General features: G+C 53.4%; 8 protein-coding genes and 2 pseudogenes. 4 read left to right on the top strand and 6 right to left on the bottom strand.

What is annotated here, in order from left to right:
- Window positions 1-239: pseudogene (locus RTY00_RS11855) on the bottom strand (amino acid transporter); the annotation flags it as partial.
- 520 nt (window positions 240-759) lie between these two features.
- Here RTY00_RS11855 and RTY00_RS11850 point away from each other — a divergent pair.
- Window positions 760-2,034, top strand: a complete 1,275-nt coding sequence (locus RTY00_RS11850) for a Glu/Leu/Phe/Val family dehydrogenase (protein WP_008108085.1) — start codon at window positions 760-762, stop codon at window positions 2,032-2,034.
- 75 nt (window positions 2,035-2,109) lie between these two features.
- Here the strand turns inward: RTY00_RS11850 and RTY00_RS11845 are convergent, their stop codons facing one another.
- The gene (locus tag RTY00_RS11845) at window positions 2,110-2,400 is read right to left on the bottom strand and encodes a hypothetical protein (RefSeq protein WP_312664578.1); all 291 of its coding nucleotides are present in this window, start codon (window positions 2,398-2,400) and stop codon (window positions 2,110-2,112) included.
- Between the two features lie 366 nt (window positions 2,401-2,766).
- Here RTY00_RS11845 and RTY00_RS11840 point away from each other — a divergent pair, with 366 nt between their 5' ends.
- The gene (locus RTY00_RS11840; RefSeq protein ID WP_312664577.1) at window positions 2,767-2,979 is read left to right on the top strand and encodes a hypothetical protein; all 213 of its coding nucleotides are present in this window, start codon (window positions 2,767-2,769) and stop codon (window positions 2,977-2,979) included.
- A 109-nt stretch (window positions 2,980-3,088) separates the two neighbouring features.
- Here RTY00_RS11840 and RTY00_RS11835 read toward each other — a convergent pair whose 3' ends face one another.
- Window positions 3,089-3,988 carry a LysR substrate-binding domain-containing protein gene (locus RTY00_RS11835; RefSeq protein WP_312664576.1) on the bottom strand — a complete coding sequence of 300 codons (900 nt, stop codon included), beginning with the start codon at window positions 3,986-3,988 and terminating at the stop codon, window positions 3,089-3,091.
- A gap of 99 nt (window positions 3,989-4,087) precedes the next feature.
- On the opposite strand from RTY00_RS11835, the gene RTY00_RS11830 reads away from it, so the two are divergent.
- Both RTY00_RS11830 and RTY00_RS11825 read left to right on the top strand, forming a co-directional pair.
- Window positions 4,088-4,396: a carboxymuconolactone decarboxylase family protein gene (locus RTY00_RS11830; protein WP_312664575.1), complete on the top strand. Its 309-nt coding sequence runs from the start codon at window positions 4,088-4,090 to the stop codon at window positions 4,394-4,396.
- Window positions 4,396-4,776 (top strand): tautomerase family protein, encoded by a 381-nt coding sequence (locus tag RTY00_RS11825; RefSeq protein ID WP_312664574.1) that lies wholly within the window; start codon window positions 4,396-4,398, stop codon window positions 4,774-4,776. The genes RTY00_RS11830 and RTY00_RS11825 overlap by 1 nt, the downstream gene beginning before the upstream one ends.
- Before the next feature lie 48 nt (window positions 4,777-4,824).
- Here the strand turns inward: RTY00_RS11825 and RTY00_RS11820 are convergent.
- The 3 genes and pseudogenes from RTY00_RS11820 to RTY00_RS11810 all read right to left on the bottom strand — a co-directional run.
- Window positions 4,825-6,626, bottom strand: a pseudogene (locus tag RTY00_RS11820) (dipeptide ABC transporter ATP-binding protein).
- On the bottom strand, window positions 6,623-8,065 hold the full coding sequence (locus tag RTY00_RS11815) for a M81 family metallopeptidase (protein ID WP_312664573.1): 1,443 nt from the start codon (window positions 8,063-8,065) through the stop codon (window positions 6,623-6,625). Before RTY00_RS11815 ends, RTY00_RS11820 begins: the two are co-directional and overlap by 4 nt.
- Before the next feature lie 11 nt (window positions 8,066-8,076).
- Window positions 8,077-8,857: ROK family protein (locus RTY00_RS11810; protein WP_312664572.1), on the bottom strand; the 781-nt coding region annotated here is incomplete at its 5' end.

The following is an 8,857-nucleotide window of genomic DNA, read 5'->3' as shown; positions in this document are numbered from 1 at the left end:
GAGCGATAGTCGAGCCGGCTAAGCAGCACTTCGCCCATCGCCCGCATCACCATATAGCTGAAGAACCCGACCAGAATATAGATGATTAATATCGAGGTTCCGGCCACTGCAATATTACGTCCTGCGCCCATAAACAGCCCGGTACCGATCGATCCACCCAGCGCGATCATCTGAATATGACGTTCGCTCAGTCCTCGCTGCAGTTTTTGCGGGGCGTCGTGAGCCCGAGCAGGCTGAATCTGCCCTTGTGTAGGTTTGTTAGACACAATGATTCCTTCAGTCTGGCAAAAAAACGCATGACGATGCCTGCCCACAAGCATCAATGGCAAATAAGGAGTTGAACCTTAAAGAGGCACGCTTAAATAGATGAAAGAAAAACGAAATTAATAAAACGCTAATTCATGATGGAGGTTTCCGGCTAGGTTTTACTCATCGTGGTGGCGTGAGTTAACAAAGTCAATGCGGAAAAATAACAGTTTATTCACTTTTTGATGACCATCAAAGAACTGAAAAATAGGAATAAAAACAAATTTTATGCAATTTAGTGAATATAAATTGCATGGATATGCACCATATGTGCGGCTTTTTTAATGCTTAGTTATTCATTCATTCACGAATTTTTGTACTTAAAAAGTTAAATCCTCCTTATTCAACGCAACCCGCTTTTCTTAAAAGGTGTTAAATTACTTTCCGTCTAGTGCAATGCATCACCTTTCCACGTCTTTTCAATATAAATAACTCTGAACCTACAGGCTTCTCATGGAAAAGTTATCTTACGCTTCTGAAAGCAGTACATCTCCCTGGACTACCTACCTGAGCCAAATTGACCGCGTTGCGCCTCATCTTGGTGAATTGTCTCGCTGGATCGAAACCCTGCGTCATCCCAAAAGAGCACTGATTGTCGACATCCCGGTGCAGATGGATGACGGCTCGATTCGCCACTTTGAAGGCTATCGCGTACAGCACAACCTCTCGCGTGGACCGGGCAAAGGGGGCGTACGTTACCATCCTGCAGTCGACCTGAATGAAGTGATGGCGCTGTCAGCCTGGATGACCATTAAATGTGCGGCGGTTAACCTGCCTTATGGCGGCGCGAAAGGCGGTATTCGCGTCGATCCGCACTCGTTGTCTGAAGGTGAACTGGAGCGCTTAACCCGCCGCTACACCAGTGAAATCGGTTTGATTATCGGTCCGCAGAAAGATATTCCCGCGCCCGACGTCGGCACCAATGGCAAAGTCATGGCGTGGATGATGGATACCTACTCGATGAATCACGGCACCACTATTACCGGCGTTGTCACCGGTAAACCGATTCATCTTGGCGGCTCGTTAGGCCGTGAGAAAGCCACGGGCCGTGGCGTATTTATAACCGGTCGTGAAGTGGCAAAACGCTCCAACATTACCATTGAAGGCGCACGCGTGGCGTTGCAGGGCTTTGGTAATGTGGGTAGCGAAGCGGCGCGTCTGTTCGCCGAAGCCGGTGCGCGCGTGGTAGTGATTCAGGACCACACCGCAACCTTACTCAACGAAGGCGGCATCGACTTAGCGGCGCTGACTGCGTGGCAGATCGAACATAAACAGATTGCCGGTTTCCCAGGTGCGCGTGAGATCGACAGAGAGCAGTTCTGGACCACCGCCATGGATATCCTGATCCCGGCTGCGCTGGAAGGGCAAATTACCCGCGAGCGCGCTGAAATCATCAGTGCCAAATTAGTGCTGGAAGGGGCTAACGGCCCAACGTATCCGGATGCGGATGATATGCTGGCGAGTCGCGGTGTGCAGGTGGTGCCAGACGTAATCTGTAACGCAGGCGGGGTAACGGTGAGTTACTTCGAATGGGTACAGGATATGGCGAGCTTCTTCTGGAGTGAAGATGAGATTAATCAGCGTATGGATCGCATCATGACTGAAGCGATGGTGCACGTTTGGGATAAGGCCGCTGAAAAGCGCTGCTCATTGCGTACTGCTGCTTATATCGTTGCCTGCGAACGTATTCTGCTGGCACGTAAAGATCGCGGTATTTATCCAGGCTAATTAATTAAATTTTAAGTTTATTTAAATCAACAGATAAACGCCGTCTTTGCCTTGAGAGGGCGTTTATCTTATCTTTCATGCAAGGTTAACGCCGCGCAGCCCTGACCAGCACCTCGCGGCAGATTGGGTAATCATCACCGAAGGATCTTCGCTGAACTCGCTCACCAAAGTGACAATTCTGTCAGTTAAACTCCTTATATTCTCGCTGCCTACATAGACATATTCATTGGTAGGTAACACGTACGCATAGCCTTTCTCACAGACTAAACTGCGCGCAAAACCATTCTCAAGCATCGCATACAGCAGTTCAATTTGCGTGCTAGCGGTGGGTTCTTTCAATTCGACACGGATAGTGTAACTGAACATAGTATTATCTCCGGTGTTTAAATTTAAGTTTACTTAAGTTTAAATGATCAAAAATGCAGATCTTTTTTTTAAGATAAATCTTAGTGAATATTTATAAATAATCACCGCCATTAACAGTAAATGTTGGCCCTGTTAAGCGTAACGACAAAGGGGGAATTAAAATATAATCATTTAAATTTCAATTTATCGCGCTCTGCTTAAATAATCTCTTTTTCTTTAATTTAAGACAGCAGGTTTCTCGCAGGCTATAATTAATTTCAGCTCACTGTGAGCTGGTTGCTAAAAAGTTCTAAAATAGTATCCGCAACGGGCGATTTTAAAGATTTTTATTCATTAGTATTTATCTCTGCCCACGAGGTGTCGCGGATGAAATTAACTACAACGGATTTTTACGTCTTTGCTCAGGCAGATAGCGAGGGTTGCTGCGACTTGCACCGTGAAAGCTGTCGTATGGCACCGGCCTACGATAATCGTGTTTTTATGGGATCTTTTTATTCACCGGAACACGCCTGGCAATATTTCCACACTCATCATCCTAATAGCCGAGCGGTATTTTGTCTGTTGTGTATGAAAGAATAAAGCGGGAAACATTCTGCCTGCAAAATAGCAGCGGAAGGTTTGATTTAACTGAAGCGTGCAGGGCGGAAACTAGCAGGAATGGGCCGCACCTCTCCGCTTTATCCCAGTTTCACGTTAATGTCGGTTTGATAAGCGGAAGATATCCCGCCACCGCATATCGCGTAAGCTGCGCCAGCATTTGCTGGGCGGCATCGTTAGCATTATGTTGCCACAGTGCGATACCCATACTTCCCACGGCGGGCAGCTGAGCGTTCAGGGCATGCAATCCTTCAGGTAAACCGATCTGGCTGCGCAAGGTAATACCCAATCCAGCCTGTACCGCCGCCCACACGCCACTCAAACTGTGGCTGGTAAACACCACGCGCCAGTCGAGTCCAGCCTGTTCCAGCACGCTCAGTGCACGTGTACGCATGAGACAGGGCGCTTCAAACATCACCAGCGGTATGGGTTCATTGCGTGCGAGCAAGCCGCGAATATCAAACTCTTGCGCGCCAATCCACGCCAGCGGCGTCTGGCCCAGCAACTCACTTTGCGCAGGTAAATTATCGCCTTGCCAAAGTAGCGCCATATCGAGACTTTGCTCGGCCATCGCCTGCAATAACGGTTGATTGCGATCGACGCGCGCGCTCATACGCACACTTGGATGCTGGCGGCTAAACGGGCCAAGAATGCCAGGCATCAGCGACTCACCGAAATCTTCCTGCATGCCGATACGCACATCACCCTGCAACAACTCGCCGCGCACCGCGCGCAAGGCTTCATCATTCAGGCTGAGCAGACGACGCGCATAGCTCAGCAAGATTTCGCCGCCGGGCGTGAGCGCCAGATGACGACCGCGTTTGGTCACCAGCGCCATACCGCACTGTTGTTCCAGCTTTTTTAACTGGGCGCTGACCGCCGACGTCGAGCGGCACAGTTGCTGCGCCGCCAGCGCGAAACTACCGCACTCGATTCCCAACACGAAACTGCGCAGCGCATCGCTATCAAGCGAGACCGGAATCTTCTCCATAACCATCCTTCAAAGCGGGACTATGAGTCCTGAATAATATGATTTTCAGGATTGTAGCAGCGCGCCACAATCGCTGCCTATTCAATGCCGGAGAAAATCATGAGTAAGCCACTGGATCGCGATTCGTTACAGCAGGTCGCACCGAAGTTAGCCGAGTTAGCCCAGCAGGTGTTGTTTGGCGATATCTGGCAGCGCTCGGTGCTGTCACCGCGTGAGCGCAGTTTGATCACGCTCGCCACGCTCAGCGCTTTGGGCCGCGAGCAGCAACTGCCGTGGCATCTTGAATTTGCGCAGCAGAACGGACTTAGTCGTGAAGAGCTGGTGGAGTTATTTACCCATCAAGCATTTTACGCCGGTTGGCCCGCAGCATTAACGGCGCTGGCTTTGCTGCAACAGGAGAGCAACTGATGCCATTTACCCGAATCACCGTGCGCGACGGTTGGAGCGATGCCGATCTGCAAACCTTATCGGACACGCTGCATGAGGTGCTGGTCGCCGAGTTCAACGTACCGCACGACGATCGTTTCCAGGTGATTGAATCGCTGGCGGTGCAGCGCTTTATTTATAATCGCCACTATCTCAGCGGCGGTCGTAGCGATCGCTATGTGTTGCTGAACATCGTGGCAGGCAAACCGCGCAGTGTGGAACAGAAGTGTGCAACCTATCAGGTGTTGAGTAAACGCCTGCAGCAGCGCCTCAATCTTGATCCCAATGATTTAATGATCATTATTCAGCAAACCCAGCCCGAAGACTGGAGTTTTAGCGGCGGGAAGATGTTTGCGCTGTAACTGCGTAGGGTCGCCATTCATGGCGACCTTCTTCCGGGCATTACCAGATCACTCCATCACCCAATGCCCCTCACTCACCTCGCGATAACGCCGCGTTTCAGGCACAAATCCCAGCGCACGAACCGGGCTTTTCAGCTCGCTGATGTGAATCTGGCGCTTCACATGACGGCGCGCCGGATCGGGCACCGGCACCGACGACAGCAGTTTGCGCGTGTAGTCATGCTGCGGATTTTCAAAAATTGCCGCGCGCGGTCCAATCTCGACGATTTCACCGAGTAGCATCACCGCCACGCGATGGCTGATGCGCTCAACCACCGCCATATCGTGTGAAATAAACAGATACGACAAGCCGAGGCTCTGCTGCAGGTCGAGCAGCAGATTGATGATTTGCGCTTTTACCGTGACATCCAGCGCCGACACCGATTCATCGGCGATGATCATTTTCGGATCGAGCATCAACGCACGGGCGATGCAGATACGCTGGCGCTGGCCGCCGGAAAATTCGTGCGGATAGCGTTTCATCATGCTGGCGGATAATCCAACGCGCTCCATCAGTGAAGCGGCTTTCTCGCGCGCCTCGGCTTTGCTGCCTAAACGATGTTGCAGGAAAGGTTCGGTGAGCGCTTCCAGCACCGACATGCGCGGATTGAGGCTGGCAAACGGGTCCTGAAAAATCATCTGCATGGCGCGGCGCAAGGTGCGCAGCTCGTGAGTTGAGAGATTCAGCACGTCGTAACCATCAAAGGCTACTTCGCCCGCGTCAGGCGTAACGAGGCGCGTCAGCGAACGTCCGGTGGTGGATTTGCCGCAACCGGATTCGCCGACCAGCGACAAGGTTTCGCCCGGCATCAAATCAAATGAGATATTTTCCACCGCATGTACCGCGCCGGTTTTGCGGCTGAATACACCTTCGTGAATGCTGAAACGGGTGCTGAGATTTTTCACCGACAGCAATGGCTGCTGCGTGGTGGATACGCGGCTGGCATCAGGCGCGTCGTGCTGGTCAAAGGAAAACTTACGCGGTCCAGCAATGCCGCGCATTGCGCCAAGTTGCGGCACAGTCGCAATCAGTGTGCGGGTGTAATCGGCGGCAGGCGCGGAGAAAATGGCGGCTGTGGTGCCGGTTTCCATCACATCACCTTGATACATCACCAGCGTGCGATCCGACACTTCTGCCACCACGCCCATGTCGTGGGTAATAAACAGCACCGCCGTGCCTTCCTCTTCCTGCAAGGTCTTAATCAGGTCAAGAATTTGCCCCTGAATAGTCACGTCCAGCGCGGTGGTCGGTTCATCGGCAATCAGCAGTTTGGGTCGCAGCGCCAGCGCCATGGCAATCATCACGCGCTGGCGCATACCGCCGGAAAAGTGGTGCGGATAATCATTAAAGCGTTTCGCCGCATTGGGAATGCGCACTTTCTCCAGCAGCCGAATGGTCTCTTCACGCGCGGCACGTTTGCTGATTTTGCGGTGATTGATCAGCGCTTCAGCAATTTGATTGCCGATGGTGAACGACGGATTCAGGCTGGTCATCGGTTCCTGAAAAATCATTGCCACCGCATTGCCGCGAATATCACGCATGGCGGATTCGCTTAGCGTCAGCAGATCAACGCCGTTAAGCAGCACTTTGCCGCTGACGCGTGCGTGACGCATGTTGAGTAAGCGCATGATCGCCATCGAGGTGACGCTTTTCCCGAACCGGATTCACCCACTATTGCCAGCGTTTCACCGCCATTAACGGTGAGCGACAGGTTCTTCACCACTTCGCGCCATTGATCGTCAACGCGAAAGGCAACGGTCAGGTTTTCGATGCGCAGCACCGGTTCGACTGCTGAGGCTGGCATATTCATTTTGCTTTCACAAAGCGTGCAGACAAGCTGCTTACCGGCAGGAAGCTGAAATCCGTATCAAACGGATAGGCGGGCTGCAATTTGCGGTTGCGGGTTAAGCGTTCCACATACTGATCGACCACGCCTTCTGACAGCGCCATCAGGTTTGGATTGGCCAGCGGTGCCAACTCCGGCGACAGATAACCCGACTTCACCACCACAATTTTAGCGGCAGCGGGATCGAGGCCGAGCAGGGCGAAATCCGCCAGATTGTGATAAGGACGGCGACGATCGGCGACCACCAGCGTAATGCCGCCGGTTTGCAGCAGCGCCTGTTTCGCCAGCGAACGCGGATCATCGCTGATATGTTTCACCACAAATTCGGCTTGCACTTTGCCACCCGCCGGATCGAGCGACGCGCCAACGGTCAGGGTTAAGGTTGCGCCTTCACCGGCAGAAAATGCTGCGTCGGTGGCGGGTTTATCGGTAATACCGGCGACGATAACCTCCTGCGCGTCCTGGCGAATCAGTTCCGCCAACACATCTGCGCGATCGCCAACGCCGCCGCCGGTCGGATTATCACCGGAATCGGCCAGAATTACCGGCGCGGTTTCGCTGGCGATAGCCATGCTGACGCACTCTTCAATGCTGCCGGTGATGCAGCCAAAGCTGAATTCATCACGCGCCTGCCAGTAAGCCAGCGCCAGTTTTGCCGCCTGTTCCGCCAGCACATCGGCATCGGTGCCGGTCATGATCGCGGCGGCAGTGGCGCGCGGCTCATCCGCCCAGACGTAACCGACCATCAGCGAGGCGTCCCAGATATGCTCCAGCTGGTTTATCGCGGGCAAACGGGCGTACAAACTCTTAGCCGGTTCATCTTCGGTACTGGTGCGCTCGCCGGGTAACACCACCGGAATCGGTGCCCACACCACGCCAGGTTTGACGCCGGTTTGCAGGCTTTTCACCAGCATCGATATCGAGCGGCGCATGGTCTCTTCGACATCAATGTGCGGCGCAGTGCGATAGGTCGAGAACATATCGATGGCATCAATGATGCGCTGTGTGACATTGCCGTGCAGATCGTAGCTGACGGTGATCGGGCAATCCGCGCCGACCAGCTCGCGCGTGGCGCTGATCCAGTCGCCTTCGGCATCTTCCATGCCTTCAACATAAACCGCGCCGTGCATGGCGAGATAGACGCCATCCACCGGCAAATGTGCCGCGAGGCGCGTCAGGAAATCCTGCTTAAAATCGTCGTAGGTGATGCGCGCTACCGGACCACCGGCGATGGCGCGCGCGTGGAAGGTGGGCAGAAATTCGGCATCATAATCCTGCAGAAAGGCGAAGTAAGGATTGGTGTTGAGTTCATCCCCACGCACGATGCGGAAGTCGTCGGCATAATTCAGCACCGGATTGTATGTACTGCACTCAGTATGAATTCCACCAAAAGCAATGCGCATAGCAGCCTCCGCTAGTCGGGTAAGTGAATGATAAAACGATACGCCGCCACACTGGCTGCGGCTCTGGCCCAGCTCTCTTCGTTGATCACCATGCTTGAAATCGGCGTTTTGCCGATGATCGACGGCAGCACATGGCTGTCGACAGCCTGCATCACCACGGTTTTCAGCAAGCCATCAAACGAATCGGGCTGATGTGCAATCACAATTAATTCGGGGTCATTCATCTGGATGATATTGGCGATGGATAAACCCAGCGCGTGACCAGCCTGATGCAAAATAGCAATCGCCGCGCTGTTGCCTTTCACCGCCAGCGCTTCCAGTTCGGCAATCGATTCACTCTCCAGCGCTTTATCACGCACGCTTTCGCGGATGGCGGTTAACGAGGCCAGCGTATCGAGGCAGCCGCGTTTGCCACAGCGGCAGGGACGTCCGCCGGGTTCGATGGTGCAGTGGGCGATTTCACCGGCAGCGCCATGTGCACCCCGATGCAGCTGGCCCTGAAAGAAGTGTGCCGATCCAATGCCGTCACCGTGGGAAATCAGGGTGAAGTTGCGCGCCTTTTTCGCCACGCCGAAAATCTTCTCGCTCACCGCTAACGCTTTGGCATCGTTCTCTAACGACACTTCCAGCCCGGTTTGCTGTTTAAGCAGTTCTGCCAGCGGCACGTTTTTCCAGCCCAGCAGCGCCGACTGCACGCAAATCGCCTGATGTTCATCGACAAAGCCGGACAGCGTCACGCCCAACCCGATCAGCTGATCTTGCGAAATCGATTTCTGCGCAATCAGTTCGGGA

The organism is Pantoea sp. CTOTU49201, from assembly GCF_032054795.1.
GTDB lineage: Bacteria > Pseudomonadota > Gammaproteobacteria > Enterobacterales > Enterobacteriaceae > Pantoea > Pantoea symbiotica.
The sequence above is the reverse complement of the archived record's forward strand: the minus strand, read 5'-3'. Positions and strand labels throughout refer to the sequence as shown.